Annotated in this window: 21 protein-coding genes and 1 tRNA gene; 3 read left to right on the top strand and 19 right to left on the bottom strand. The window is 31.4% G+C overall.

Annotation, left to right across the window (positions count from 1 at the left end):
* Positions 1–51: 51 nt before the first annotated feature.
* The 9 genes from ACY2IJ_RS05475 to polA form a co-directional block, all read right to left on the bottom strand.
* Positions 52–2,379 (bottom strand): efflux RND transporter permease subunit, encoded by a 2,328-nt coding sequence (locus ACY2IJ_RS05475; RefSeq protein ID WP_476726145.1) that lies wholly within the window; start codon positions 2,377–2,379, stop codon positions 52–54.
* Positions 2,380–2,483: 104 nt separating this feature from the next.
* Entirely contained in the window at positions 2,484–3,038 is a 555-nt protein-coding gene (gene frr / locus ACY2IJ_RS05470) for a ribosome recycling factor (RefSeq protein WP_476726144.1), read from the bottom strand.
* A gap of 8 nt (positions 3,039–3,046) precedes the next feature.
* Entirely contained in the window at positions 3,047–3,757 is a 711-nt protein-coding gene (pyrH, locus tag ACY2IJ_RS05465) for a UMP kinase (RefSeq protein WP_476726143.1), read from the bottom strand.
* Positions 3,758–3,895: 138 nt separating this feature from the next.
* Positions 3,896–4,861, bottom strand: a complete 966-nt coding sequence (gene tsf, locus ACY2IJ_RS05460) for a translation elongation factor Ts (RefSeq protein ID WP_476726142.1) — start codon at positions 4,859–4,861, stop codon at positions 3,896–3,898.
* A gap of 83 nt (positions 4,862–4,944) precedes the next feature.
* On the bottom strand, positions 4,945–5,682 hold the full coding sequence (rpsB, locus tag ACY2IJ_RS05455) for a 30S ribosomal protein S2 (protein ID WP_476726141.1): 738 nt from the start codon (positions 5,680–5,682) through the stop codon (positions 4,945–4,947).
* A gap of 107 nt (positions 5,683–5,789) precedes the next feature.
* Positions 5,790–6,176, bottom strand: coding sequence for a 30S ribosomal protein S9 (gene rpsI, locus ACY2IJ_RS05450; protein ID WP_476726140.1), 387 nt, complete (start codon positions 6,174–6,176; stop codon positions 5,790–5,792).
* A gap of 2 nt (positions 6,177–6,178) precedes the next feature.
* On the bottom strand, positions 6,179–6,634 hold the full coding sequence (gene rplM, locus ACY2IJ_RS05445) for a 50S ribosomal protein L13 (RefSeq protein WP_476726139.1): 456 nt from the start codon (positions 6,632–6,634) through the stop codon (positions 6,179–6,181).
* A gap of 174 nt (positions 6,635–6,808) precedes the next feature.
* A complete protein-coding gene (locus tag ACY2IJ_RS05440; protein WP_476726138.1) occupies positions 6,809–7,579 on the bottom strand; it encodes a T9SS type A sorting domain-containing protein in 771 nt (256 codons plus the stop codon).
* Positions 7,580–7,734: 155 nt separating this feature from the next.
* A complete protein-coding gene (polA, locus tag ACY2IJ_RS05435) occupies positions 7,735–10,530 on the bottom strand; it encodes a DNA polymerase I (RefSeq protein ID WP_476726137.1) in 2,796 nt (931 codons plus the stop codon).
* A 238-nt stretch (positions 10,531–10,768) separates the two neighbouring features.
* On the opposite strand from polA, the gene ACY2IJ_RS05430 reads away from it, so the two are divergent.
* Complete coding sequence (locus ACY2IJ_RS05430; RefSeq protein WP_476726540.1) at positions 10,769–11,068, top strand: thioredoxin family protein; 300 nt, start codon at positions 10,769–10,771, stop codon at positions 11,066–11,068.
* Here ACY2IJ_RS05430 and ACY2IJ_RS05425 read toward each other — a convergent pair.
* Positions 11,065–11,697 carry a polysaccharide deacetylase family protein gene (locus ACY2IJ_RS05425; protein WP_476726136.1) on the bottom strand — a complete coding sequence of 211 codons (633 nt, stop codon included), beginning with the start codon at positions 11,695–11,697 and terminating at the stop codon, positions 11,065–11,067. The two genes, ACY2IJ_RS05430 and ACY2IJ_RS05425, sit on opposite strands and share 4 nt — an antisense overlap.
* 3 nt (positions 11,698–11,700) lie before the next feature.
* Positions 11,701–14,772 carry a glycosyltransferase family 117 protein gene (locus tag ACY2IJ_RS05420; protein ID WP_476726135.1) on the bottom strand — a complete coding sequence of 1,024 codons (3,072 nt, stop codon included), beginning with the start codon at positions 14,770–14,772 and terminating at the stop codon, positions 11,701–11,703.
* A 227-nt stretch (positions 14,773–14,999) separates the two neighbouring features.
* Between ACY2IJ_RS05420 and ACY2IJ_RS05415 the strand changes: the two genes are divergently transcribed.
* Positions 15,000–15,070: transfer RNA gene (locus ACY2IJ_RS05415), tRNA-Gln, on the top strand.
* Between the two features lie 106 nt (positions 15,071–15,176).
* Here ACY2IJ_RS05415 and ACY2IJ_RS05410 read toward each other — a convergent pair.
* Genes ACY2IJ_RS05410 through ACY2IJ_RS05385 form a run of 6 tightly spaced genes read right to left on the bottom strand, consistent with a single transcriptional unit; the run spans position 15,177 to position 21,056 of the window.
* Entirely contained in the window at positions 15,177–15,857 is a 681-nt protein-coding gene (locus tag ACY2IJ_RS05410) for a helix-turn-helix domain-containing protein (RefSeq protein ID WP_476726134.1), read from the bottom strand.
* Between the two features lie 2 nt (positions 15,858–15,859).
* A complete protein-coding gene (locus ACY2IJ_RS05405) occupies positions 15,860–17,290 on the bottom strand; it encodes a DUF389 domain-containing protein (RefSeq protein ID WP_476726133.1) in 1,431 nt (476 codons plus the stop codon).
* An 18-nt stretch (positions 17,291–17,308) separates the two neighbouring features.
* On the bottom strand, positions 17,309–17,899 hold the full coding sequence (locus ACY2IJ_RS05400; RefSeq protein WP_476726132.1) for a SprT-like domain-containing protein: 591 nt from the start codon (positions 17,897–17,899) through the stop codon (positions 17,309–17,311).
* 5 nt (positions 17,900–17,904) lie between these two features.
* Entirely contained in the window at positions 17,905–18,588 is a 684-nt protein-coding gene (locus tag ACY2IJ_RS05395) for an SDR family NAD(P)-dependent oxidoreductase (protein WP_476726131.1), read from the bottom strand.
* Positions 18,581–20,026, bottom strand: coding sequence for a hypothetical protein (locus ACY2IJ_RS05390; RefSeq protein ID WP_476726130.1), 1,446 nt, complete (start codon positions 20,024–20,026; stop codon positions 18,581–18,583). The genes ACY2IJ_RS05395 and ACY2IJ_RS05390 overlap by 8 nt, the downstream gene beginning before the upstream one ends.
* Positions 20,027–20,030: 4 nt before the next feature.
* On the bottom strand, positions 20,031–21,056 hold the full coding sequence (locus ACY2IJ_RS05385) for a glutaminyl-peptide cyclotransferase (protein WP_476726129.1): 1,026 nt from the start codon (positions 21,054–21,056) through the stop codon (positions 20,031–20,033).
* Between the two features lie 119 nt (positions 21,057–21,175).
* Between ACY2IJ_RS05385 and ACY2IJ_RS05380 the strand changes: the two genes are divergently transcribed.
* Positions 21,176–21,427: a type B 50S ribosomal protein L31 gene (locus ACY2IJ_RS05380; protein WP_167189520.1), complete on the top strand. Its 252-nt coding sequence runs from the start codon at positions 21,176–21,178 to the stop codon at positions 21,425–21,427.
* A gap of 62 nt (positions 21,428–21,489) precedes the next feature.
* Here ACY2IJ_RS05380 and ACY2IJ_RS05375 read toward each other — a convergent pair whose 3' ends face one another.
* Together ACY2IJ_RS05375 and ACY2IJ_RS05370 are read right to left on the bottom strand one after the other, a co-directional pair.
* Positions 21,490–22,821, bottom strand: a complete 1,332-nt coding sequence (locus ACY2IJ_RS05375; RefSeq protein ID WP_476726128.1) for a PhoH family protein — start codon at positions 22,819–22,821, stop codon at positions 21,490–21,492.
* A 275-nt stretch (positions 22,822–23,096) separates the two neighbouring features.
* Positions 23,097–26,021, bottom strand: coding sequence for a glycoside hydrolase family 2 protein (locus tag ACY2IJ_RS05370; RefSeq protein ID WP_476726127.1), 2,925 nt, complete (start codon positions 26,019–26,021; stop codon positions 23,097–23,099).
* Between the last annotated feature and the right edge of the window lie 27 nt (positions 26,022–26,048).

Raw genomic sequence — 26,048 nt, 5'->3', positions numbered from 1 at the left:
ACTAATATGAACGTCTTTTTTTTAATGCTTTAACTATGTTTTGCAAACAGTTTATTTTTGTTTTTTACTCATGTTTCTTTCAAATGTAAGTAATAAAGATGGAAGTATAATTAAATTAGAAATCATAGCAAATAGTAGAGTAATAGAAACCAAACCTCCTAAAGCTTTTGTACCTCCAAAGCTAGATATTACAAAAACTAAAAATCCAAAGAATAAAACAATAGAAGTGTAGAACATACTTATACCTGTTTCTCTAAGTGCTTTGTATATAGATTTTCTAATTTTTCCATTACTAGCTAATAATTCTTGTCTATATTTTGCTAAAAAATGAATGGTATCATCTACAGAAATACCAAAAGCAATACTAAACACCAAAATGGTCGATGGTTTTAAAGGAATTCCTAAATACCCCATTAATCCTGCAGTTAATAATAAAGGAAATAAGTTAGGAACTAAAGAAATTAAAACCATTTTATAATTTTTAAATAAAGAACCTATAAATAAAGATATAAGCAAAATGGCCAAACCTAAAGAAATGGTTAGGTTGTTAATTAAATAGTTTGTTCCTTTTACAAAAACAAGCGCTTTACCAGTCATGGTAACGGTATATTTTTTATTTGGAAAATGATCATCAATAATAATTTGCAATCTATTTAAAATTTGCTCCATACGTTCAGTACCAATATCTTTCATAAAGGTTGTAATACGGGCATAACGTCCTGTTTTGTCTACCATATTATTCAAAGCACTGGTATTCCCTCCAGAGTTCTGAGCATAGCTTAAAATAAAGTTTTGTTCCTGAGAAGTAGGTAAGGTGTAAAAATCTGCATTTCCATTGTAGAAAGCTTGTTTAGAAAATTTAACAAGGTTGTTAATAGATATAGGTTTTGAGAGTTCAGGAATTTTTAAAATTTCTTCTTCCATTCTTTCAATACGCTTTAGCGTACTTAACTTCATAACCCCTTTCTCTTTTTTAGTATCAATTAATATTTCAAGAGGTAAAATTCCACCAAATTCTTTTTCAAAAAACACAATATCTTTATAAAATTGTGTTTTTTTAGACATGTCTTCTATTAAACTTCCAGAAACTTTAATTTTATCGGCACCAACCAAAGCAACAATAACCAATATAAAAGTACAAAGGTAAACGTATGGTTTTTTGTGACGTACAATTTGAACCATTCCGTTTATAATATTATCGGCCCATTTTTTTTCTAAATGTTTAAGGTGTTTAGCCTTTGGTAATGGCATAAAACTATAAAGAATAGGAATTAAACAAATAGATAGAATAAAAATTCCTAAAATGTTAATAGCTGCAATAACTCCAAATTCTTTTAATATTTGACTTTTGGTAAATATAAAAGTAGCAAAACCAGCAGCAGTAGTCACATTGGTCATTAAAGTAGCATTTCCTACTTTGGTAATTACTCTTTGTAAAGATTTTGCTTTGTTTCCGTGTTTGTGTACCTCTTGTTGATATTTGTGTATTAAAAAAATAGCGTTGGGTACACCAATTACGATAATAAGCGGAGGTATTAAAGCCGTTAGTATAGAAATTCTATAATCAAACAACCCTATAGTTCCAAAAGACCACACAACTCCAATAATGACCACTGCTAAAGTGATTAGAGTGGCTCTAAACGATCTGAAAAAAATAAAGAATATAAAACCTGTAACAGCTAATCCTAAAACGACAAACATTCCCATTTCAGATTTTACACTAGCAGCATTCATGCTTCTTACATAAGGCATTCCAGAAACTCTTACTTGTACATTATTGTCTTTATTAAACTTTTTAATTAAAGGATTAAAGGTTTCTTTTATAAAATCTGAACGCTTTTTAGTATTTACTACACCTTTGTCTACGTACACAATAGTTTGTATAGTTCCTGTTTTTTTATTGAATAGTAAGTTGTCGTAAAAGGGTAAGTTTTGAAAAAGGTGTGTTTTTATACTGTCAATTTCATGTTGATTGAATTCCTTTTTACGGAATAAAGGTTGCAATTCAAATTTTTGTTGTTGTACATTTTTTTTAAGTTCCTGTATGTTACTAAAAGAAATTACTCCTTCTATAGTATCTTTAAATTTAGAAATATCATCAGCTAGCCTTATCCAATTGTTAAATTTAGAAGCATTGCTAAATAAGGTAGAATCTTTAACGGCTAGCACAATAATGTTTCCCTCTTCTCCAAAAATATCAAGAAATTGATTGTATTCTTTATTAACAGGATTGTCTTCAGGGAGTAAGTTTGCTTCTGTGTAAGAAAATTGTACGTTTTTAAATTGCAATGCTAATAAAAATGTTACTACAGCAATTAAAATTAGTGTTGCTACTCTATGTGTTAGGATAGTTCTGGCAAGGTTGTTCCAAAAATTCATGAAATGTGAGATATGATAAATGGTAATATAAAAAGCTATCTAATTTAGCAATAAATGACTTTATTAGATAGCTTTTTTTAAGTTAAATATAATTACAAGAGAAATTATACTTTCATAATTTCAACATCTTTTACATTGTAAAGTTCATCTACTTTTTTAATGTATTTGTCTGTTAAACTTTGTACGTCATCTTCTGCTACTTTTTTCTCATCATCAGAAATGTCTAATTTCTTGATGTCGTTGTTAGCATCTCTACGTATGTTACGAATACTAACTTTAGCATGTTCTGCTTCAGCTTTGGCTGTTTTAGAAAGTTCTTTACGTCTTTCTTCTGTAAGAGCAGGAACGTTTATAATAATGTTTTCACCATTGTTCATAGGATTAAATCCTAAGTTAGACAACATAATTCCTTTTTCTATTTCAGGAATCATTGTTTTTTCCCATGGTTGCACTGTAATGGTTTGTGCATCAGGAGTACTAACGTTAGCTACTTGGCTCAAAGGGGTTTTAGAACCGTAATAATCTACCATTACGCTTCCTAACATAGCTGGACTGGCTTTACCAGCTCTAATATTTCCAAATTCTTTAACCAAATGTGCAATGGCAGCATCCATTCCTTCTTTAGTTGTGTCAATAATAAATGTAACTTCTTCGTTCATTGTGTATATTATTTATCTGTAACTATTGTACCTATATTATCTCCATTAATTAATTTTTGAAGATTTCCTTTTGTATTCATATCAAATACCAATATAGGTAAACTATTTTCTTCACTTAAAGTAAAAGCTGTAGAGTCCATTACTTTTAAACCTTTTTGCAATACATCTTGATAGCTAATGGATTCAAATTTAGTAGCATTAGGATCTTTTTCTGGGTCTGCTGTGTAAATTCCATCTACACGTGTTCCTTTTAAAATTACATCTGCTTGAATTTCAATAGCTCTTAACACAGAAGCAGTATCAGTTGTAAAGTATGGGTTTCCAGTACCTGCTCCAAAAATTACCACTCTTCCTTTTTCTAAATGTCTAACTGCTCTACGTTTTATAAAAGGTTCTGCAATTTCTTCCATTTTAATGGCGGTTAACAATCTTGTTTGTACACCAACAGCTTCTATTGCACTTTGTAATGCCATACCGTTTATACATGTTGCTAACATTCCCATATAGTCTCCTTGTACTCTGTCCATTCCTTGGGCTGCTCCAGAAACTCCTCTAAATATATTTCCTCCTCCAATTACAATTGCTATTTCTAAACCAGTGTCTACTGCGGCTTTAATTTCTTGAGCATATTCTGCTAATCTTTTTGGGTCTATACCGTATTGATTGTTCCCCATTAAAGCTTCACCACTTAATTTTAATAGTATTCTTTTGTATTGCATGATTGTTATTTAAGTTGTGCAAATATAAAATTTTGAGATAAAATTATAGAAACTAATGTAAGGTTTATTTAATTTAAAATGCACAAAAAAACCTCTCATAAAAATGAGAGGTTTTAAATATTGTATTAAAAACTTGGATTAACCTAAAGTTACTCTTGAGAAAGAAACAACTTCAACGTCAAACCCAGCTACATATTCTGCAACAGTTTTCTTTTCGTCTTTAATAAAGTTTTGATCTAATAAACATTGCTCTTGATCTAAAGTAGTGTTATCAGAAACAAATCTTTCTATTTTACCTGGTAAAATTCTATCCCAAATTTTCTCTGGTTTTCCTTCAGCAGCTAATTCAGCTTTAGCATCTTCTTCTGCTTTAGCTAAAACTTCTTCTGTTAATTGAGATTTAGAAATGAATTGAGGTACGTTTTTTAACGTTTTTCCTAATCTTCCTAATTCAATATTGTCTTTTTCAATAGCAGCAATTCTAGCTTCTGTTTCAGAAGCAACAAATGCAGGATCAAAATCTTTGTAAGATAATGTAGTAGCTCCCATAGAAGCAACTTGCATTGCAACATCTCTAGACAATTCTTCTGCGTTGTCAATAGCTTTAGACAATCCTACTAAAGAAGCAATTTTGTTTCCTACGTGAATGTAAGAACCAACAAAAGGAGCTTCAACTCTAGAAAAATCGTTAATTTCTAACTTTTCTCCAACAACACCTGTTTGTTCAACTAATTTGTCTGAAACAGTCATTCCATCGTATTCTGATGCTAAAAACTCTTCTTTAGAATTAAATCCTAAAGCATGAGCAGCTAATTTTTTAGCCAAAGCAACAAAATCTTCGTTTTTACCAACAAAGTCAGTTTCACAACCTAATACGATAGAAACACCAACAGTTTTATCATCGTTTACTACAGAGATAGCTGCACCTTCGCTAGACTCACGGTCTGCTCTTTTAGCAGCCATTTTTTGTCCTCTCTTACGTAATACGTCTATTGCTTTGTCAAAATCTCCTTCAGCTTCTATCAAAGCCTTTTTACAGTCCATCATTCCAGCTCCTGATGATTTTCTTAATTTCATCACGTCAGCTGCCTTAATATCTGCCATAGTATTGTTTTTTAAAGTTTTTATAAAAATGAACGGTACAAAACTAGAAATTTTTTGTACCGTTACATGTTAAATTTATGTGATTATTTTGCTTCTTCTACTGGAGTTTCTTTTGCTTCAGTAGTAGCTTCTTTACCAGCTTTTCTTTCGCTTAAACCATTTGCAATAGCTCCGGTTGTTAAAGTTAAGATTTTATCAATAGATTTAGAAGCATCATCGTTAGATGGGATTACGAAATCTACATCGCTAGGATCAGAGTTGGTATCTACCATTGCAAAAACAGGAATGTTTAATTTCTTAGCTTCAGCAACAGCAATGTGTTCTTTTTTCACATCAATTACAAATAAAGCACCTGGTAAACGAGTCATGTCAGAAATAGAACCTAAGTTTTTTTCTAATTTAGCACGTTGACGGTCAATTTGTAATTTTTCTCTTTTAGATAATGCATCAAAAGAACCATCAGTTTTCATTCTGTCAATTTGTGACATTTTTTTAACTGCCTTACGAATTGTAACAAAGTTTGTTAACATACCTCCTGGCCATCTTTCAGTGATGTAAGGCATGTTTACAGCTCCTGCTTTTTCAGCTACAATATCTTTAGCTTGTTTTTTTGTTGCAACAAATAAGATTTTTCTTCCTGATGCAGCAATTTTTTCTAAAGCTGTAGAAGCTTCGTCAATTTTAGCCGAAGTTTTGTACAAATCAATAATATGTACTCCATTACGCTCTGTGTAAATGTAAGGAGCCATACTTGGATTCCACTTTCTAGTTAAGTGTCCAAAGTGTACACCAGCTTCTAATAATTCTTGAATATTTGCCATAATATGTGATCTTGTTTAGATGTTAGCAATAGTGGAGTAGTTCTGAGTAGAAGTCTCTACTATTTTTGCTAAACAATCGATTAATTTTATTATATAATTGTAAAAGATTAACGCTTTGAGAATTGGAACTTCTTTCTTGCTTTCTTTTGACCAAATTTCTTACGTTCAACCATTCTAGGATCACGAGTTAATAATCCTTCTGGTTTTAAGATAGCTCTGTTTTCAGCATCAATTTCACATAAAGCTCTAGAAATAGCTAAACGGATTGCCTCAGCTTGTCCTGTTACACCACCTCCAAATACATTTACTGTAATGTCAAAAGATTCTAAGTTTTCTGTTAATAATAAAGCTTGTTTTACTTTGTACTGTAAAGTTCCAGTTGTAAAGTAGTTTGTTAATTCTTTACCATTAATTGTAATGTTTCCTTGTCCTTCAGAAACATATACTCTTGCTACGGCAGTTTTTCTTCTACCAATTTTGTGAATAGTTTCCATAATTATTTAAGGTCATTTAAGTTAATTGCTGCAGGTTGTTGAGCTTCTTGAGCGTGCTCTGCACCAGCATAAACGTATAAGTTTCTGTAAAGAGCGCTTCCTAATTTGTTTTTAGGTAACATTCCTTTTACTGCTTTTTCAATCAATCTTGTAGGATCTTTTTCGAACATTTCTGTAGCAGTTAAACTTCTTTGACCACCTGGATAACCTGTGTGACGAATGTAAGATTTGTCAGACCATTTTTTTCCAGTTAAATTAATTTTTTCAGCGTTGATGATTACAACGTTGTCTCCACAATCTACGTGAGGAGTGTAGCTAGGTTTGTACTTACCTCTAATAAGTTTTGCAACTTTAGAAGCTAAACGACCCAATGTTTGTCCGTCCGCATCCACTAAAACCCACTGCTTGTCTACAGTCGCTTTGTTAGCCGATACTGTTTTGTAACTTAATGTGTTCATTTACATTAGTTTTTGTAATAATTAAACAATAATTCTTCTTGGATTCTCCAAGGGACTGCAAAAGTATAACTATTTTTTTAAAAGAATGTTTTTTGATTCATGTTTTTTAATAAAAAAAGCTTGTTAATTTTAAAATTAACAAGCTTGTAGATAGCTAATTGATGGTTATACTAATTATTGAATAATAAATTTAGCAGTTCCAGCTTCGGTAACTAAAAAATAAATACCAGAAGTTAAAAAGCTTACATTAATAGATCCGTTTGCAGGTTGCCTAATTAATTTTTTTCCTGTAATATCTAAAACAGTATATGTTTTTGCATTTTTTACATTTACATATAGTGTACCATTATTTACCGGATTTGGTGAAATATTAGCAGCTATGTTTTTTTTGTTCAAAGGTGTGCTTAATGTAGCATCATATTCTACAGATGAAGCTACAATAAAAGAAGCGTTGTTTGCATTACCACCTGCTTCAGGTGTGTTGGTAAATGTTAAACCGTTTGAAAAAGCTCCCACAAACCTTACCGCTAATGAAATGTTGGTAGGGGTAGAGCTTAATGCTGGGTAATTGTTGATGGTGAATTTTCTTGTGAACGTACCTGTATTAGGGGTTTCTAAAGTAGTAACAGTAACTATGTTTGCTTTATTAGTATCCGGGTCTGTTTGATCTAAGTTAAAGTCTAACGGAGCTGAGTAACTAGTAATATGACCGCCAGCACTAACAGAAGTTCCGGCTTCATATGCTCTTGTATTGATGGTTACTCCTGTTTCATTAACTACATCGTAAGTGTCATTAGGGATGTTAGAAACCGTAAATACTAATGGAGTGTCCAAATCACCATCAGCATTTATTTTGGTAGGTTGGCTATTTACTGTAATTGTAATTTGCGCAGAAGCTACTGTGCAAGTTAAGAACAATGCTAATTTAAGTAGTTTTGATTTCATATTGATATGTTTTAAAAATGATTTATGAAATCAAAACTACATAAGATTAATGTTGAGAAAAAGTACACGGTACACTTTAAAACATTTGTATCTTGTTAAAACACATATGTTTTAATGCTGCTCTTTTTTACGAATTTTAAGTTGTTTTTGGGTTGTTAGTGAGCATCTAGCCAATTGTCTCCTAGGTCTGTGTCTACTACTAATGGAACACTTAGTTTATATGCGTTTTCCATTTTAGAAACAATCATCGGTTTTAACTTATCTAGTTCATTTTTGTGGATATCAAAGACCAATTCATCATGTACTTGTAATAACATTTTACTTTTATAGTTTCCTTCTTCCAATGCTTTTTGAATGTCAATCATTGCTATTTTAATAATATCTGCTGCCGTTCCTTGTATAGGTGCGTTTACAGCATTTCGTTCATCGGCAGATCGTACTATAGCGTTGGCTGAGTTAATGTTTTTTAAATATCTACGTCTGTCTAATAATGTTTTTACATAACCGTGTTCTTTGGCAAAGTCTACTTGATCTGACATGTATTTTTTTAAAGTAGGATAAGTTTTGTAATACGTATCTATTAATTCTTTAGATTCTTTTCTGCTTAAGTTGGTTTGTTGACTTAGTCCAAAGGCAGATACTCCATAAATAATTCCGAAATTAACTGTTTTGGCTTGGCTTCTTTGTTCTCTTGTCACTTCTTCTAAAGGAACCTGAAAAACTTTGGCAGCAGTAGATTTGTGTATGTCGTCTCCGTTTTGGAAAGAAGCTAACATTTCTGGATCCTGACTTAGTTCGGCAATTAACCTTAATTCAATTTGTGAATAATCGGCTGCAAACAACACATGGTTTTCGTCTTTTTTTATAAAAGCTTTACGAATCATTTTTCCTCTTTCTGTTCTAATAGGAATGTTTTGTAAATTTGGATTGTTAGAGCTTAATCGGCCTGTTGCTGCGGTTGATTGACTGTATGTAGTGTGTACGCGTTGTGTAACTGGGTTAACTTCGTTTGGTAAACTATCTACATAAGTGTTTTTTAGTTTAACCAAACCTCTGTAACTTAATATTTTTTCTACAATGCTGTGTTCTTCTGCAAGTTTGTTTAAAATATCTTCACCTGTAGCATATTGACCTGTTTTTGTTTTTTTAGGTTTGTCTACAAGTTGTAGTTTTTCAAAAAGTACAATACCCAATTGTTTAGGTGAGGCAATGTTAAAAACTTCTCCTGCAAGATCATGAATTTCTTTTTCCAACAATAAAATGTCTTTGTCTAAAGCAATTGAGAGTTCTTTTAAGTAAGGTACATCTAAATTGATTCCTGCTAATTCCATTTTTGCCAATACTTTTAGCAATGGTAATTCTATTTGGGAGTATAGTTTGTATAGGTTGTTTTCTTTTAATTCTTCTTTAAATTGATGTTCTAATTGCAAGCATAAATCAGTTTGCTCACAGATGTATGGAGTAATGGAGTTTAAATCCAAATCTACCAAAGTAGTTTTGTTTTTTCCTTTACCTAGTAGTTCATCTTGATGAGTTGTCTGGTAATTTAAGTAAGTTTCAGAAAGAACATCTAATTGATGCCTCATATCTGGATGTAATAAATAATGCGCTAAGCTAATATCAAAAGCAGCTCCTTTTAATTCTATTTGGTATTGAGCTAAAACTTTAATGTTGCTTTTTAATTCATAAGCTATTTTTTCAATTAAAGGATTTTCAAAGAAAGGAGTAAGTTGGTTAAGTAATTGTTGTTTGTTATTGTTTACAGGAATGTAGTATCCTGAGTTGCTTTCGTAGGAAAATCCAAAGCCAACAATTTCATCAACAAAATTTTTACGTTCACTTATAATTTCAAAAGCTACTTTTTGTTGTTGTTGTAATTTGTTTATAAATAACAGCCTAGCCGTTTCGGAATTTATGTATTGATAAATTGGTTTGGAGCTTTTTAAGGTAGCGTAACCAGTATCAATAGTAATATTTTGTGGGGTTTCCGAAAATAAATCTAGTTGTTCTTTTGAATTGTTTGCTTTAGGTGTTGTGTCTTCTTTTATACTTGTTGTAGTGGTTTCAACGTTAAAAATTTTATTAATAGTGTCTGCAATTCTTCTAAATTCTAATTCTTGAAATATGGTATGAACTTCTTCAAAATTTGGAGGACACATTGTGAAATCTTCTTCATGATATTCTACAGGACAATCTAAAATAATAGTCGCAAGTTGTTTAGATAATAAGCCTAGTTCTTTGTTTGCTTCTACTTTTTCTTTCATTTTTCCTTTTAGCTCATGTGTATTGGCTAAAAGACCTTCCATAGAACCGTATTGTTTTATGAATTTCTTAGCTGTTTTGTCTCCTACACCAGGAAGTCCAGGGATATTATCTACAGCATCTCCCATCATACCTAAATAATCTATGACTTGTAATGGGTGTTCTACTTCAAATTTTTCTTTTACTTTATCTACATTCCAAATTTCAATACCATTTCCCATTCTTGCTGGCTTGTACATAAAAATGTTTTCAGAGACCAGTTGAGCATAATCTTTATCTGGGGTTACCATATATACTTGACAACCTTCTTTTTCTGCCTGTTTAGCAATGGTTCCAATCAAATCATCTGCTTCAAAACCTGCTTTTTCTATAATTGGAATATTCATGGCTTTTAATATCTCATGAATATAGGGGATGGCAATTTTAATAGCCTCTGGAGTTTCTTGTCTATTGGCTTTGTAGGCTTCAAAAGATTCGGTTCTGCTAACAGATCCTCCTTTGTCAAATGCTACGGCTAATAGTTCTGGTTTTTCTCTACGAATCACATCTAATAAAGAGTTTGTAAATCCTAAAATGGCAGAGGTGTCCATCCCTTTAGAGTTAATTCTAGGATTTTTAATTAAAGCGTAATAACCTCTAAAAATTAGAGCATAAGCATCAAGTAAAAAAAGTCTTTTTTGAGTGGTCATAAGTGTGAATTTGAGAGTTGTAAATGTAAATAAAATCAACTAATTTAAAAGGGCAGATGTTTTAGTTTTTACATGATTGAGCATTAATTATGCGCTTTTTTGTTAAATTATTGATAAAATTTGTTAAAAATTAACTTGTTTTTTTTGTTTAATTCGTAAAAAAGTTATATTGCGTTCGTATTTGTGCCTGTTTGTCAGGTAAATGGCATAAATTATTCAAACATTATACATGAATAGTATGACTAAATTTGGTGATTTAATTAATGTAGAAATTCCTGTGCTGATTGATTTTTACACTCAATGGAGTGAAGAAGAAGATGAGCCTACAGGAATGATATTAAAGGATGTTGTTGCTGCTTTAGGGGATAAAGCAAAGGTGATTAAGATTGATATTCAAAAGAATGAAATTTTAGCGTCAGCATTAAAGGTAAAGGCAAATCCTACATTTGTAATTTATAAAAATGGACAAATGAAATGGAGGCAGTCTGGAGAACAAGATGCCAATACGTTAATTAGCTTGGTTCAGCAATACGTTTAGCATAGACTATTAAATTTATATCCTTTTTGATGTAATTTTTTTAAGACTATAGGAAGTGTTTCTTTTAGTCTTGGGAATGCTTTTTTGCTATCGTGAAAAACGATAATACTCCCGTTTTCAGCGTTTTTAAGTACGTTTTTTGTGCATTTTTCAGATGAAATATTTGTGTCAAAATCAGCACTTAGAACATCCCACATTATAATTTTATAACCTAGGCTTAATAGTTTTTTTGATTGATTTCTTGTGATTTTACCATAGGGAGGTCTAAAAAGTTTTGAACTACTAAATGGTTGCAGTTGTTTTTCTGTTTTTAAAATATTTTTAAGATATTCTTCTGAATTTGTGTTCCATCCTTTTAAGTGATTGTAGGTGTGGTTTCCTACACTATGTCCATTTTGTACAATAGATTGAAAAACGTTTGGGTGTTTTCTAATATTATCGCCAATACAAAAAAAAGTAGCTTTTGCATTGTATTTTTCTAGCTCTTTTAAAACCCAAGGTGTAATATGAGGTATAGGGCCATCATCAAAAGTAAGGTATATTTCTTTTTTAGATGAATCCAAACTCCAAATCCATTTGTTAAAAATGGATTTGAAAAGTTGTTTGGTTTTAATTGGGTAGAATCTCATTGGTTATTTAAGAATATCTTCAAATAACTTAATATGACCTATAAATTCGGTTTCTACTTTTTTCTTGTAATCTTCATCTTTTTCGTATTTGTTTACATCAGAAGCAATGGTTTGATACATTTTAAATTCATGTTCTACCTCGCTGAATAGGTAGTCTAAATCGGCAGCACTAAATTGCGAATAATACAATAGTTTTTCTTGAAAAACTTTTATTAGAGTATTGGCTGCTTCTCTTGCTTTTTCAGGTTTGTTTAAAAGGTAGTATTGTTCTGGAAAGGCTAAACACACTCCATATTGATGGTATTTTTCAATAGGCATTTTGTTGTAGCTTAAATCTAAAATTTCTTCGGCTTTTTCTAATTGATTTTCATTCATTAAAGCTTCTACAAGTCTAGATATGTTATTTCTATAGGAAATAGAATTTTTTCTAGATTCAGGATCAATGTAAAAATCATGACCTAGATTTCCAAAATTCCAAGATTTCACCATGTTGTACATTTTATCGGTATCTATTCTACCCATTCCTAAAATACCATATTCGCTTTTGGTTTTAATAGGAACTAATTGAAAAGCCATTCCGTCTAGTTGTAAATAATCTTTAAGCCATAAGTACTCTTCATCGGCATTAGAACCACCTGTAAAATAAATAGGTCTTTCCCAGTTATTATTAGCTAAAATATCTAACATAAGTGTTCTGTTCTTTGTAAGTCCTCTGTTGTCTATGTCTAAATCCATATAATCAACAATAGAATCTGCATCTTTAGCTTTTACAATTCCGTTCTTTAAAACAGTTTCTTTGTTTACGGGTAATCTTAATTTATTGGTTGGATAAAACTTTTCAAATTTTCCAGGGTTAACTTCTATATAAGTACGTTTGTCCGATGAGCTAATCCATTTCATAAAGTTATCAATATCCCATCTTTCTTTTACTTGTCCTGTGTGGTAAGCAACATCAAGAGTACCATGTTTGTATTGGTCGTGTACTAATTGCGATGGTATTGGAGGAGCATCGTACGTTTTACGTTTCATTTGGTCTATGTACCAATCAGTAGCTAATAAGCTGGTGTTTACAATTTTTACATCTGTTCTGTAACCCTCAACTTCTTGCATGTACCAAAGAGGAAACGTGTCGTTATCTCCAATGGTAAATAAAATTGCATTTTTACTGCAAGAGTCTAAATATGCTTTTGCGTTAAAATAAGCTGTGTATTTGTGAGATCTGTCATGATCATCCCAGTTTTCAGAGGCCATAACAATAGGTGAAATTAACAAACACAAGCTAGGAACAGCAATGGCAATTGCTTTAGATTTTTGATAGCTACTGATTTTGTTGTAAATAGCATAAACTCCAAATCCTACCCACATGGCAAAAATATAGAAAGAACCTACAATAGCGTAATCTCTTTCTCTAGGTTCAAAAGGTTTAGGATTGGTATAAAAAATAATGGCAAAACCTGTAAAAACAAAAAATAGGAAAAGATTGTAAAAATTACGAGGATCTCTTTTTAATTGAAAAATTAGACCTATTATTCCTAGTAAAAAAGGAATACCGTAATATAGGTTTCTTCCTTTGTTATGAAGCATTTCGTCAGGTAGGTTTTGTTGTGTGCCTACAAATAGTTGATCAATAGCTGTAATTCCAGACATCCAGTTTCCGTTAAAAGGATCCATACGTCCTTGAATATCGTTTTGTTTTCCAATAAAATTCCAAAACAAATATCTAAAATACATGTATCCAAACTGGTACTTTACCATAAATTCTATGTTTTCGGAAAAGGTAGGTCTTGCTTTGCTTTTTTGTGGAATTCCAACAATAGATTTATAGTTTTGTTCCAATGCTGGGTTTACCATTCTGGGAATAAAACCTTTGTGTTTGTCAGATGTTTTTTCTTGAGCATTTTTATAATCATTTACAATTACATATTTCCCGCTTTCTTCATCCATTTCATACTTAGGCTTTACGTCTTCCATAATAGGATTTCCACTAGCATCTAAAGCAGGTTCTCTATCGTATTTAGAGGAGTAATAAGTGTCATAAAAAATATTAGAATCTCCATATTGTTCACGATTGTAGTAGGCTAATAGTTCTCTAGCAGATGAAGGGTTGTTTTCGTTAATAGTAGTGTTTGCATTCGCTCTAATAGGTAGCATTAACCAGCAAGAAAAACCAATCATTACAAATAGCACAGATAATAAAGTTATGTTGGCTAAGTATTTTTTGTGTTTACGGGTATAGTTTAGTCCAAAATAAAAACCAGTAACAATAAGAATAGCAGCAATTACAGTTCCTGTATGGAAAGGCATGTTTAAGGTGTTAACAAAAAACAATTCTGATGCACTAAAGAATTTTAAGGTAAAAGGAAATAAAAATTTAAAAATAAAAATTAAAGCTCCAATAGCAATTGCATTGGCAATGATAAAATTTTTAAGAGTGTATTTTTTATAGTAATGATTTAAGTAAATAAACACCAAAGATGGAATTACCAAAAGAGATAAAATATGTACACCAAACGATAATCCAATAACAAAACAGATTAAGATTAACCATTTATTACCTCTAGGTTGTTGAAAAGATTTTTCCCATTTTAAACCAAGCCAAAATAATAAAGCCATTAAAAAAGAAGACATGGCATATACTTCTGCTTCTACAGCGCTAAACCAAAAACTATCAGAAAAAGTATAGGTTAAACTACCTACGGCAGCAGACCCAAGTATAGCAATAGTTTTGTTTGCAGATAATTCTGAATTTTGAATTGCAATTCTTTTGATTAGGTTGGTTAATGACCAAAACATAAACAAAATAGTAAATGCACTTGCCAAACCAGACATAAAGTTTACCATGTGTGCAATATTGCTAGCAGAACTACTAAACATGGCAAAGAAAGCCCCCAGCATTTGGAATAAAGGAGCACCAGGTGGGTGACCTACTTCTAGTTTTACTGCAGTTGATATGTATTCTCCACAATCCCAAAAACTTACGGTTGGTTCTAGGGTTAGTGTATAGGTTGCTAAGGATATTACAAAAACAATCCACCCAAGGATTGTATTCCACTTTTGATAGGTGTTTTCTTTCATTTGAAGTGTCTGAACTAAAATTTTAGACACAAATTTAATTAAATATTCATGCTGATTGAGTTATTGAAGAAAAATGTTAAGTAGAATTAAAAAAAATAAAAAAACTTGTTTTATTAAGTGGTTGATATTCAATAAATATGAAGGTGTTTGAAAAAAAAAGTGAATTTTTTTGCGAAAAAATTTTGCAGAATTGTAGATGTGCTGTATATTTGCACCCGCAAACGCACTGTCCCATGGTGTAATGGTAACACAGCGGTTTTTGGTACCGTCGTTCAAGGTTCGAGTCCTTGTGGGACAACTTTTAAAAATTAAAACCTCAGTGAAGCTGGGGTTTTTTTATGCTTTAAAACGAAAGTAGTCCGAAAACTTCCCGAATACTAACGTCTATAAACGCATATAAAAATTTAAAAAGTTCTTTTAATAACTTTAAAAATTTTATAAACATCATTTAGGTTTAAATCAAAATCTGAATACTCTGGACTTGTATTTCTGGAATGACAAGTAATTATTCCGCCCTCTTTATTAAATTCAATAATATCTTTATGAAATATGTTTTTATTAGATAATATTATCCATCCGTATTTTGTGGGATTAAAACCATCTAACCAATGATGCCTGCCTAATTCTTTTGCTAAAACTAAACTTCCATCTGGAGTATCATTTATCATACCACCATCCATGCTCGGCCCTTTTACTCTAAAAGCCTTGTAATTACCTGAATTATACCTATCTAAATTAAAAGTAATATCTTCATAATTATTTAAAGATTTAGTATTTTCATGTAAACTTCCTTTATATGCTGCATAAGCATCAAAAGGTAATATATTGGCAACCACATTCACAGATCTGTCTTCTAGTTCTAAAAACTTGTTGCCTTTTGAATTAACGATGTATCGTATATCTTCTTGATTATTGTTGTTATGAGAATTAAAAAACGAAATCAATAATGATTTTTTAGTAGCAGGAATTTCTTTTCCTCTTTCGTAATTATAAATTGTTGTTTTGCTAACTCCAATCTTTTTAGCAAGCTCTTCTTGCGTCCATCCTAATTTTTTTCTGTTTTTTCTGATTTTTAAAGCATCCATGGTTAATTTTTAGAAATCTGTTTCAACTCAATACGGTTGTTGTTTAATCTTGTTTGTAGCCAGTTTTTAAACTTAGTATTTAGTGCTTTGGTATTTTTAATAGAATCGTTCCATTTTACTTCAAAAACAGCAATAGTATCTATAGAGCTAAAATTGGTTTCTAGCTTACTAGCATAGCTTAATTTGTCTAAACCAGTATATATAATTCTAGCTTCTTGACTTAATTGTACAAATGGTATTTGTTTTTTGTACAGTTGCTGTAGTTGATGGTCTTTTTCTATAATTAATGCTTCTTTTTGTAAAATGATTTCATCTTTGCTAGCAATTAAGTTCTGGTTTTTTACATAAGAATTTTTAATGGTGTTAATTTCATCTTGTAATAACGATGTTTTATCATCTTGCTGAATGATTAAAGATGAGTTAGGAATGTTAAATTCATCCATTTTATTAGACCATATTTTCTTTTGAACTTCATCTATATTGGTTCCTAAAACTACAATTTTTATCGTTTTTTTATCATAGTTAATAGCAGTGCTTATAATACCTGCACCTGTTTTTTCTTGCAGTTCAGAAATAAAGTGTTCTGCATTTAGTTTGTATTGATTTTCTTGAAATAGTAGGTAAAATTGATAGATACTAAATCCTATAATAATGGTGGCAATAAAACCAACCAACTGCGCAATTCTTTTTCTTTTTGCTTGATTGATGTATTTTACTACAGGGAAACGTAAAAATTTAACCACAGCAAAAGTTGCTAAGGCTATAAATATTGCGTTTATGATAAACAAAAACATAGCCCCTCCAAAGTATTTAAAATTCCATGTAGCCAATCCATAACCCGCAGTACACAAAGGAGGCATTAATGCTGTTGCAATGGCAATACCTGCAATGGTGTTGGTCATTTCTGTACGTCTACTCAAGGCAATAATTAAAGCCAAACCTCCAGCCAAAGCAATCAATACATCTCTAACATCGGGAGCAGTTCTGGCTATAATTTCTGGGGTAGCATCTTGAAACAGTGGAATGCTAAAAAATAAGAAAGAGGTAGTAATGCTTAATCCTACCATAACTCCTAGGTTGATTAAAGAACGTCTCAACGTATCAATATCATTAATACCAATAGAGAGTCCCAAACCTAAAATAGGTCCCATTAAAGGAGATACTAGCATGGCTCCAATAACTACGGCCGTAGAACTTACATTTAAACCTATAGAGGCAATAAATATAGAAAATATTAATACCCAAGCATTGTGGCTTTTTACGGCAATACCTGCTTTAATTTTGGTAATGGTTAGTTCCTTGTCGGTTTCTTCTCTAATATTTAATAAATCGCTCAAAAATGTTTTAATGGCTGTAAAAAAGCCTTTGAACTCTTTTTGAACTACCTTTTTTTTATTTTCTAATTCCTGATCGTTATCGTTTTGAGTTGTCATAGTTTTTTAGCATTGTTGTTAAACAATTTCTACGGGTGCATTTCCTTTGATTAAATACCTTTTTTGGGTTTCAACTTCCAAACATTCATATCTAGTTCTGCGTTTGTTTAAAAGTTTAAAATTCCTATTGTTTAAGGTAAATAAAGTTCCTGGTTTTAAATCAAATATATAATAATTATGAGTATTGTGGAGGTTCTTTTTTTCTTGTAAAACTACAGATAATTTTATGTCAGAATCTGTTGTTGCTTTTGGATTGATTAAATGTTTGGCCAAAGGCTTTAGCAATTCTTCATCAAAAATAATAGGAGTTAAAAACGGAAGCATTAACTGTTGAAAACATTGTTTCCATTCTGTACCATGTGGTTTTGCTCTAGGGTAGTGGATGTATGTGTGCAAATGAGCAATTTCGTGTACCAAAGTGATTAGAAATTGCTCTTTTGTTAAATTGTTATTAATGGTTATGGTTGGCAGTGGTTGAGTAGCTCTAAAATCTCCTCTTTTGGTTTTTCTACCATTGACAATTTTTAAGGTAAAAGAATGTTTTTGAAGTAGTTTGTTTAAAGGTTCTTTTGCTGCTGTGGGAATGTAAGGAATAACTTGCTCAATCATAAAAATTAGGGAGTTGTGCTAGAAACTTCTAAAACCTTTCCATTGTAAAATTTATTTCCTGTGGTGGTAAAATCAAAAATATATTGAGCCATTTCTAAAGGTTGTATAGGGGCTTCGTAACCAGGGAAGGCTTCTTGCAACATTTCTGTTTGTACAGCACCTAAAGCCAATACATTAAAGGCAATTTTTTGTTCTTTGTATTCTTCTGCCAATAACTCTGACAAAGTAATTACTGCTCCTTTAGAAGAGCTATAGGCTGCCAACCCAGGAAATTTTAAACTTCCTTGTATTCCTCCCATACTACTAATGGTAACTACATGGCTGTTTGGTGGCATAAACGGAATTATTTTTTGAGTTAACAAAGCCACAGAAAATACATTTACTTGATACACTTCTTTAAAATCTTCTTGAGAAATTTCGGTAAAGGGTTTGTTAACTAATTTTCCGGCATTGTGAATCAATTCTACTATTTGGATGTTATTTTTTGCAATATAATCTACCACACTATCAATTTCATTTTCTTGACTTAAATCTACTCCAAAAGTTTTGATGTTTGGATGGTTGATAGCATCTAATGTATTTGTGTTTCTAGAAATGGCCAATACAGAATAATTTGTGTTGGCAAATAATTGAGCCAATTCAAATCCAATTCCTCGGCTAGTTCCTGTAATTAATACGGTTTTATTCATCTTCTTTTTTGGGTTCTAACGTTTTAAAATCTATATGTTGGTAGGCACCAATGTCTGGAGCTGTTGTTCTATCAGTACCAATAATATCTAAAGGAATTGTGTTGGCTGTAGTAATATCTGCTTTGTTAATTCCTTCGTTATCTAAACCTATTCTTAAATCATTAACCCCAGTATTTTTAAAATCTGTTTTTTTGTTTAAGTATACGTTTTGATAATAAGTTGTATTGTCGGTATCATAAAACTCAATACCTTTTTCTAAATAGATAAGTGAATTTTTAAAAGAAAAGTTAAAAATAGCTTCGTCTTCACTTTTGTCTAAATCTATTTCGTTGGTTCTAGTTCCGGCAATAATACAGTTGATAAAATCAGCGTTTTGTAAAGGGGCATTTGCTGTAACATCATTATTAATATAATAATTGTGAATAACAACATTGTCTTTATAGCGTAATCCTTTGCTCCAATAATTGGCAAAAGTACAGTGAGTAAAAGTATAAGTTCCTCCTTGTAAATACAATCCAGATTTACCTGTTTGCCCAATAACTAAATTACTAGCGGTTATGTTTGCATTTTGAGTATAGATTCCATAATCGGATGCATTGTAAATTTCTGTATTATGAATACTAACTGAATTGGTATTTTCTATAATTTCTATTCCTGTAGAGGGATTTAAAATTTGTAAATAATTAATGGCAACATTTGTATTCTCTTCAATTTTAAGTCCTTGCCATTGTCCAGGGATTTGATCAAAGTCATGTTTAAGGTTATCACTTCTAAAAACAATAGAATCTGTTAGTGTTCCATTAATGTTTAAACTAGCTCCTTTGGCAATGGTTAAAGATGCATTGTCACTAAAATAAATAGTGCTACCAGCATCTACAGTTAAGTTGCTGTTTTCTGAAACAATAGCATTTCCGTAAATAACGTAGGGTTTGGTATTGGTAAAGTTTGTTTCAGACAATTCAAAATCGGTACCCGTGGTTGGAAATAATAAATTTGCATCTTGCACTAAGGTTACCAAATCAACATCTTGTTGGTTTCCATTAGGGTCAAACAAAATTTTGTCTAAGTATAGCATTTCGCTATTGGTATCTTGTGCATCGGCAGTTAATTCTACAAAAATAAAAATGCTGTCTTTTTTTAATAATAAAACATCTTCAAATTCAGTTCCATCAATTCCATCAACATTTATTCTGTACTTAGAGTTGTCTTTGGCTAGTTTAATTTTAGGAATGCTAATGTCGTTTTTACTCTTGTTGTAAACGGTAAGTCGGTGGGTAGTGGTTGTTAAACTGTTAAAAACAGTGTCTAAAAATAAGGTGTCTACAGAAAAACTTAAATTTCCGTTACTAACAATAGTATCAAAATCTTTTCTACAAGAAAATTGACTGAGCAACAATAGTACAAATCCTATTTTAAAAAGGGCTTTTAACAATTTCATACACTTATTTTACAATTTCTATTTCAAAAATTTTGTCCCAGTTTTTACCTGTAACATATAATTTTTGGGTTGTGGGGTTGTAGGCAATTCCGTTTAGTACTTTGTTGCTAGAATCTGTTACTGTTTTATTGTCTAATTGATTGGCCAAGCCTTTCATGTTTACAATAGCTTCTACAGCACCATTTTTTGGGTTGATGATAGCAATGGCATTTTTAGTCCATACGTTGGCATAAATTTTACCATTAATATATTCCAATTCGTTTAAATTTTCAACACGTCTTTTGTTGGTATAAACTTCTATATAAGATTCTTCGGCTCCTGTTTCAGGATTTAAAAACCAAATTTTTTCAGTTCCATCAGATTTAATTAAGTGGGTGTCATTGTGTGTCAAGCCCCAACCCTCGCTACTTTGTTTAAAAGAAAAGGTATTTAAGGTTTTAAATGTGTCTACATCATAAATAAATCCTATTTTGCTTTCCCAAGTTAATTGATATACTTTGTGGTTAAAAATAGTAATTCCTTCTCCAAAGTATTTACTAGCTAAAGCCTGTTCTTGTAGCACTTTTCCTGTTTTTAAGTCTACTTTTCTTAAAACAGATTTTCCTCTTTGTCCAGTTCCTTCGTACAATTCGTTATTGTAAAATTCTAAACCTTGTGTAAAAGATTCTCTATCGTGCGGATAGCTGTTTACAACTTTGTATTTGTATATTTTGGGATTGTTGGTGTTTAAAAAAGTAATGATTTTTTCTTTAGTTTTTATATCATCGTGTTCTCCAACTTCTACTTTTAGGGTGTGTTTTCCTAATTTAGCATCTTTAATATTTATAGAAATGTTTTGGGTGTCTCCAATTTTAACATTGTCTAAATAATAAACCACTTTTAAGTTTTGATTGCTGCTAACAATGTTTAAGTTTAATTTTTTATCAATCTGAATTGTTTCAGGAGCTTTTAGTTCAAATTCTGGGGAGTTGTTGCAAGAGCTTATTCCAATTATTAAGCTAATAGCGACTAAAATTTTGTTAATTTGCATGACTTTTGAAAAAAAAAGGTTATTTAGATAAATTATTTCTTTTTAATGTTTTGATTATTCAAAAATATACTTAAATTTGCAGTCTCAAAAATAAACACAGTTAAAACATACATATAATTATGAAAAAAGGAATACATCCAGAAAATTATAGAATGGTAGCTTTTAAAGATATGTCTAATGGTGATGTATTTTTAACTCGTTCAACAGCTAACACAAAAGAAACTTTAGAAGTAGATGGTGTAGAGTACCCAGTTGTAAAAATGGAAATCTCTAGAACATCTCACCCGTTCTACACAGGTAAATCTAAATTGGTTGATACTGCAGGACGTATTGATAAATTTAAGACTAAATACGCTAAGTTTAAAAAGTAATTTTAAATTCTTAGTATATAATATTAAAAAAGCTGTTGAGTTTTCTCAACAGCTTTTTGTTGTTACAGTAAATCGTTGGCTAAGTTGGCCAGCTCAGAACGTTCTCCTTTTTCTAGTTTAATGTGTGCAAATAAACGGTGACCTTTTAATTTATCTATTAAATAAGTTAAACCATTACTGTGCTCATCCATATAAGGTGTATCTATTTGATTAATGTCTCCTGTAAAAATAATTTTAGTTCCTTCTCCAGCTCTTGTAATAATCGTTTTTACCTCGTGTGGAGTTAAGTTTTGAGACTCATCAATAATCATAATGACATTGGCTAGGCTTCTACCTCTAATAAAAGCTAGAGCTGTTAATACCAAGTCTTCGTTTTCTTCCATTTCATCCAAAGCTTTTCTTTTTCTAGAATCTGCTTTGTATTGAGACTTTATAAATTTTAAGTTGTCAAACAAAGGTTGCATGTAAGGAGAAATTTTTTCTTCTGCACCTCCAGGTAAAAAACCAATATCCCTGTTGCTTAGCGGAATAATAGGTCGAGCTAAAATAATTTGATTGTATAGTGATTTTTGTTCCAATGCTGTTGCTAAGGCTAATAAGGTTTTACCAGTACCGGCAACTCCTTGCAAAGCAACCAGTTTTATGTTTTCGTTTAACAAAGCATCAATGGCAAAGGTTTGTTCTGCGTTTTTAGGTTTAATTCCGTAAGCATAACTTTTTTCTACACGCTCTATTTGATTGCTTTCTGGGTTAAAACGAGCCAAAACAGAATCTTGGTTGTTGTTAATAATGTAATAACCATTGGCCATTTTTTGATCTCCTAAAATTCCGTTTTCATCAATAGCATTGTTTTGATACAGTTCTCTGATTACATCTGACTCTAAATCATCTAAATTGATAGAACCTTTAGAAACCTTTTTAATATCTTCTACCTTACCCGTTAAATAATCTTCTGCTTTTAATTCTAAAGCTTTTGCTTTTATTCTTAGGTTAATGTCTTTGGTAACTAAGGTTACTTTAGAATTGGGATAAGATTCTTTGATTAATAAAGCAGTATCAATAATAAGGTGATCGTTTTTTTTAGAGCCATAAGCATCTTTTGCATTGGTTCCAGATGCATTATTGTGCATAGAAATAAACAAATTTCCTTTTCCTTCACCTAGGCTAATCCATTCGTTTAAGTTTTTGTTTTCAGAAATTTTATCTAAAAAACGAATAACCGATCTAGCTTCAAAGTTTTTAGTGTCGTTACCAATTTTAAAATTATCAAGTTCTTCTAGTACAGTAATAGGAATTACAACACTGTTGTCTTGAAAGTTTTTAATGGAATTGTGATCAAAAAGTAATACAGATGTATCTAGTACAAATATTTTTTTTGGTTGATTTTGAGCCATATTGAAGCAATTAAGTTTACTTAAATGTAGCAATCTTTTTCGTGCAAAACAACGTTGTTGTAATAGGGTACATGACCTGTAACGGTTGATATGTTTAAAGCTCTAAAACAATATAATTCTTAAATAATTGGAAATGAGGTTTAAACAGAAGCATTTTTTAATTTATCCATTGTGGATAACTATAATTTTTTAACCTTTTAATGACAAAGGAGTAGTGTATGTAAAGTTGTAGAACATTAACGCTCTACAACTTTACATTTGTGATTATAGTATAATTATAAGTTGGTGTTCCACTCGGTTAATTCCATAGCGTTGATCCATATACCTTTGTGTTCTGTTCCTTTGTAATTAATAATAACAGGGCTCATTCCGTTAGATGTAATTATAATTTCTGAAGTACCTGGAAGTTGATATTGCATGTTTTTTCCTTCGGTTACATTTGCAGTTACGGGAGTTGAAGTAACGGCATTTAAAGAACTAACGGTAATATTTTTTTCGTAAGGTAATTTGTGAATGCTAGTTGTTTTTAATTTTTCCTTATTCGGATCCATTAAATCGGAGTTGGTTCTTGGGGCATGATGCCAAACTTTTAACTTGTAAGTACCTTTTGGCAGGTTGTTAAGTACTAAGTTTACTCCATTTTTGTCTATAGCCAATGCACCATCTGCATAGGCAAAACCATATTTACCTACTACATTCATTTCTCCTAACCAGCGAATAACTCCATCATTGGTTGTTTTTTGAATTTCTGCGGTTGCATTTTTAAACTCTGTAAAAGTATACTTGTTGTGGTCTGATTTGTCTTTTTCATTCCAAAAATTCCATCCAAATTGGGTTAATTGGTCAGGTGCTCCTAGGTCTATACGTTCCTTTTTAAAGTCGTAAATAGGTTTTGCATTTTTAAGAATTTCGTTGTCGTTTTTTTCTACAAGCGTAGTGCTAGCTTTGGCAGATTTTAGTCCTTTAGCAGTAGCTTTTAACGTAATGATTCCTGTTTTTTTACCTGCTTTAATTAATACAGGAGCAACTCCGTATTCGGTAAACATAGGATTGGCATTGATATCTATTTTATCTCCAATAATAGAAGCATCTTTGTTTACGGTAAATTTAATTTTGTCTTTAAAATCAGAAATTACAGTTCCATTCTTATCAACAACTGTTGCATAAGCCACTATAATATCACTATTATCTGCAGTAAAGGTTCTTCCGTTATCATCTATAGATAATAAAATCTTATGTGGTTTTTCCGGGGTTATTTTAATGGTTTCTTTAGTTGTACCGTTATTAAAATAAGCTTTGGCTAGCAGTTTTCCTTTTTTGTACTGAATGTTTTTAAAGTGAAAAGGAGCATGGTCTAATCCGTTATAAATAGTGTCTTTGCTAGGTTGCTGTTTGGCAATGCTTTTGTTGTTTAAAAATAATTCCACTTCTTTTGCATTGCTATACACAGTAATTTCTTTTGTGTTAGGTTTCCAATCTTCTAAAATTTTGACAAAAGGTTCGGTTTTTAACTCTGTTTTGTACCAATCTAATTCTGGTCTTGGTTGTCTAAAAATGGTCATCATTCCACTTCTAGTTCTATCTATTTTGCTTTTAGATTTTGCATGTGTTGGATGAAATGTGTAGTATGCATGGGCGGTCCAAGAAATTAATCCTAACATTAAAGGATCTCTTTTGTAAGGTCCAATAGCTGTAGCTCCGTGTCTACCTTCCATAGCAAAAATAGGTTCTGATCTGTCCCAAATAAATGGTCCGTATAACATATTTGCGTTAATGTCTGTTAATCCAGAAGCTTGCCAACCTGTCCATCTAGCACCTTGTGATGCAGTTAGTCTGTTAGGATCTTCTTGTTTAATAGTGTTGTGTACTCTTGGTACGTAACCTCTGTGGTTTACTCCAGCACCCCACATCACAATAGAAGCATGGTTTCTATGGTTTCTTACCATGGTGCGAGCTGTTTTTTCTAAGTTGTTCCACCAAGCATCGTTCTGAGAAATAGAAACCCAGGTAGGAGCTTCTTCGTAAACTAAAATTCCTAATTCGTCACAAGCTTCAATTAAAGCATTGTCTTGCGGATAATGGGCTGTACGTAAAATATTAAATCCATATTCTTTAAATTGTAGTACATCTTTATAATGCAAAGCATTTGGAACGGCATCTCCAATGTATGGAAATTGTTGGTGTCTGTTTGCTCCAATTAATTTAATGGGTTTGTTGTTTAGGATAAAACCTCTAACAGGATCTAATTCAAATTTTCTCAATCCAATTTTTGTTTCTACAAAATCTACTTCTTTACCATCAATGCAAATAACGCTATTGACGCTATATAAATAAGGATTATCAATGTCCCAAAAATGAACGTTGTCTTCAATACTTCCTATTTGGTTGAATTGATATTCTTGGTTTTTAAGAATTTTAGATGAAGTGTTTAAGTGTAGTACCACCAATCCTTTTTTGTCTATCAATCGGGTTTTTATAGTACAATTTACATCTTTATTGCTTTCGTTTTTTACAGCTGTTTTAATATCAATAACAGCATTTTTATTAACCACATCAATAGTAGGAGTGGTAATATTAACACCAGAATGTAGGGTTTCCCAGTTAAAGGTTATATGAACATTGTTGGTTTCTACCAAATACACATCACGATACAAACCACTAAATTTAACATAATCAAATGGTCCAGGATCTGGTGGTATTGCTTCGTTTCTTCGGTTGTCTACCAATAAGGTAATTTGATTTTCGGTTCCTTTGTTTACATAGTTTGTAATATCAAAATGGAAAGGAGTGTAACCGCCTACAGCATGCTGACCTACATGAGTTCCGTTGACCCATAAATCGGTAACTTGATGAGCTCCTTCAAATTCTAAAAATACTTTTTTGTTAGAATTTTGAACGTATAGATTTTTACGGTACCAACCTACTTGTCTGTGAAAAACAAGCTGTACTTTATCATCATTTAAATCATCTAAGGTTAAAGAGGTTAATTTAAGCGTGTGCGGAATGCTTACTGTTTCCCATTTAGAATCATTTAAATCAGCTTGATAGTTTTTAGCTTTGGGGTTTCCTAATTGAAATTTCCACTCATTTTTTAAATTGATTTTGGTTCTATCTGTTTGAGGAAATCCGTTAGGTAAGTTCTGAGACTGTAGTTGAATTCCTATAAAAAATAGAAAAAAACTTAGAATAAGATGTTTCATGTTTTTAGTGTGTAAAATATTTTACAA

This window comes from Wenyingzhuangia gracilariae, assembly GCF_056387575.1.
Note: the sequence above shows the minus strand (reverse complement) of the source record. Positions and strands in the feature narration are given on the sequence as shown.

What these genes read in the sequence shown, in the direction of transcription:
- ACY2IJ_RS05400 (WP_476726132.1), bottom strand. Translation starts at nt 17,899, where the DNA reads ATGATTGAGCAAGTTATTCCTTACATTCCCACAGCAGCAAAAGAACCT.
- ACY2IJ_RS05405 (WP_476726133.1), bottom strand. Translation starts at nt 17,290, where the DNA reads ATGACAACTCAAAACGATAACGATCAGGAATTAGAAAATAAAAAAAAG.
- ACY2IJ_RS05370 (WP_476726127.1), bottom strand. Translation starts at nt 26,021, where the DNA reads ATGAAACATCTTATTCTAAGTTTTTTTCTATTTTTTATAGGAATTCAA.
- rpsB (WP_476726141.1), bottom strand. Translation starts at nt 5,682, where the DNA reads ATGGCAAATATTCAAGAATTATTAGAAGCTGGTGTACACTTTGGACAC.
- frr (WP_476726144.1), bottom strand. Translation starts at nt 3,038, where the DNA reads ATGAACGAAGAAGTTACATTTATTATTGACACAACTAAAGAAGGAATG.
- ACY2IJ_RS05425 (WP_476726136.1), bottom strand. Translation starts at nt 11,697, where the DNA reads ATGAGATTCTACCCAATTAAAACCAAACAACTTTTCAAATCCATTTTT.
- ACY2IJ_RS05395 (WP_476726131.1), bottom strand. Translation starts at nt 18,588, where the DNA reads ATGAATAAAACCGTATTAATTACAGGAACTAGCCGAGGAATTGGATTT.
- ACY2IJ_RS05385 (WP_476726129.1), bottom strand. Translation starts at nt 21,056, where the DNA reads ATGCAAATTAACAAAATTTTAGTCGCTATTAGCTTAATAATTGGAATA.
- ACY2IJ_RS05410 (WP_476726134.1), bottom strand. Translation starts at nt 15,857, where the DNA reads ATGGATGCTTTAAAAATCAGAAAAAACAGAAAAAAATTAGGATGGACG.
- polA (WP_476726137.1), bottom strand. Translation starts at nt 10,530, where the DNA reads ATGACCACTCAAAAAAGACTTTTTTTACTTGATGCTTATGCTCTAATT.
- ACY2IJ_RS05375 (WP_476726128.1), bottom strand. Translation starts at nt 22,821, where the DNA reads ATGGCTCAAAATCAACCAAAAAAAATATTTGTACTAGATACATCTGTA.
- ACY2IJ_RS05380 (WP_167189520.1), top strand. Translation starts at nt 21,176, where the DNA reads ATGAAAAAAGGAATACATCCAGAAAATTATAGAATGGTAGCTTTTAAA.
- pyrH (WP_476726143.1), bottom strand. Translation starts at nt 3,757, where the DNA reads ATGCAATACAAAAGAATACTATTAAAATTAAGTGGTGAAGCTTTAATG.
- ACY2IJ_RS05475 (WP_476726145.1), bottom strand. Translation starts at nt 2,379, where the DNA reads ATGAATTTTTGGAACAACCTTGCCAGAACTATCCTAACACATAGAGTA.
- tsf (WP_476726142.1), bottom strand. Translation starts at nt 4,861, where the DNA reads ATGGCAGATATTAAGGCAGCTGACGTGATGAAATTAAGAAAATCATCA.
- ACY2IJ_RS05430 (WP_476726540.1), top strand. Translation starts at nt 10,769, where the DNA reads ATGACTAAATTTGGTGATTTAATTAATGTAGAAATTCCTGTGCTGATT.
- ACY2IJ_RS05440 (WP_476726138.1), bottom strand. Translation starts at nt 7,579, where the DNA reads ATGAAATCAAAACTACTTAAATTAGCATTGTTCTTAACTTGCACAGTA.
- rplM (WP_476726139.1), bottom strand. Translation starts at nt 6,634, where the DNA reads ATGAACACATTAAGTTACAAAACAGTATCGGCTAACAAAGCGACTGTA.
- ACY2IJ_RS05390 (WP_476726130.1), bottom strand. Translation starts at nt 20,026, where the DNA reads ATGAAATTGTTAAAAGCCCTTTTTAAAATAGGATTTGTACTATTGTTG.
- rpsI (WP_476726140.1), bottom strand. Translation starts at nt 6,176, where the DNA reads ATGGAAACTATTCACAAAATTGGTAGAAGAAAAACTGCCGTAGCAAGA.
- ACY2IJ_RS05420 (WP_476726135.1), bottom strand. Translation starts at nt 14,772, where the DNA reads ATGAAAGAAAACACCTATCAAAAGTGGAATACAATCCTTGGGTGGATT.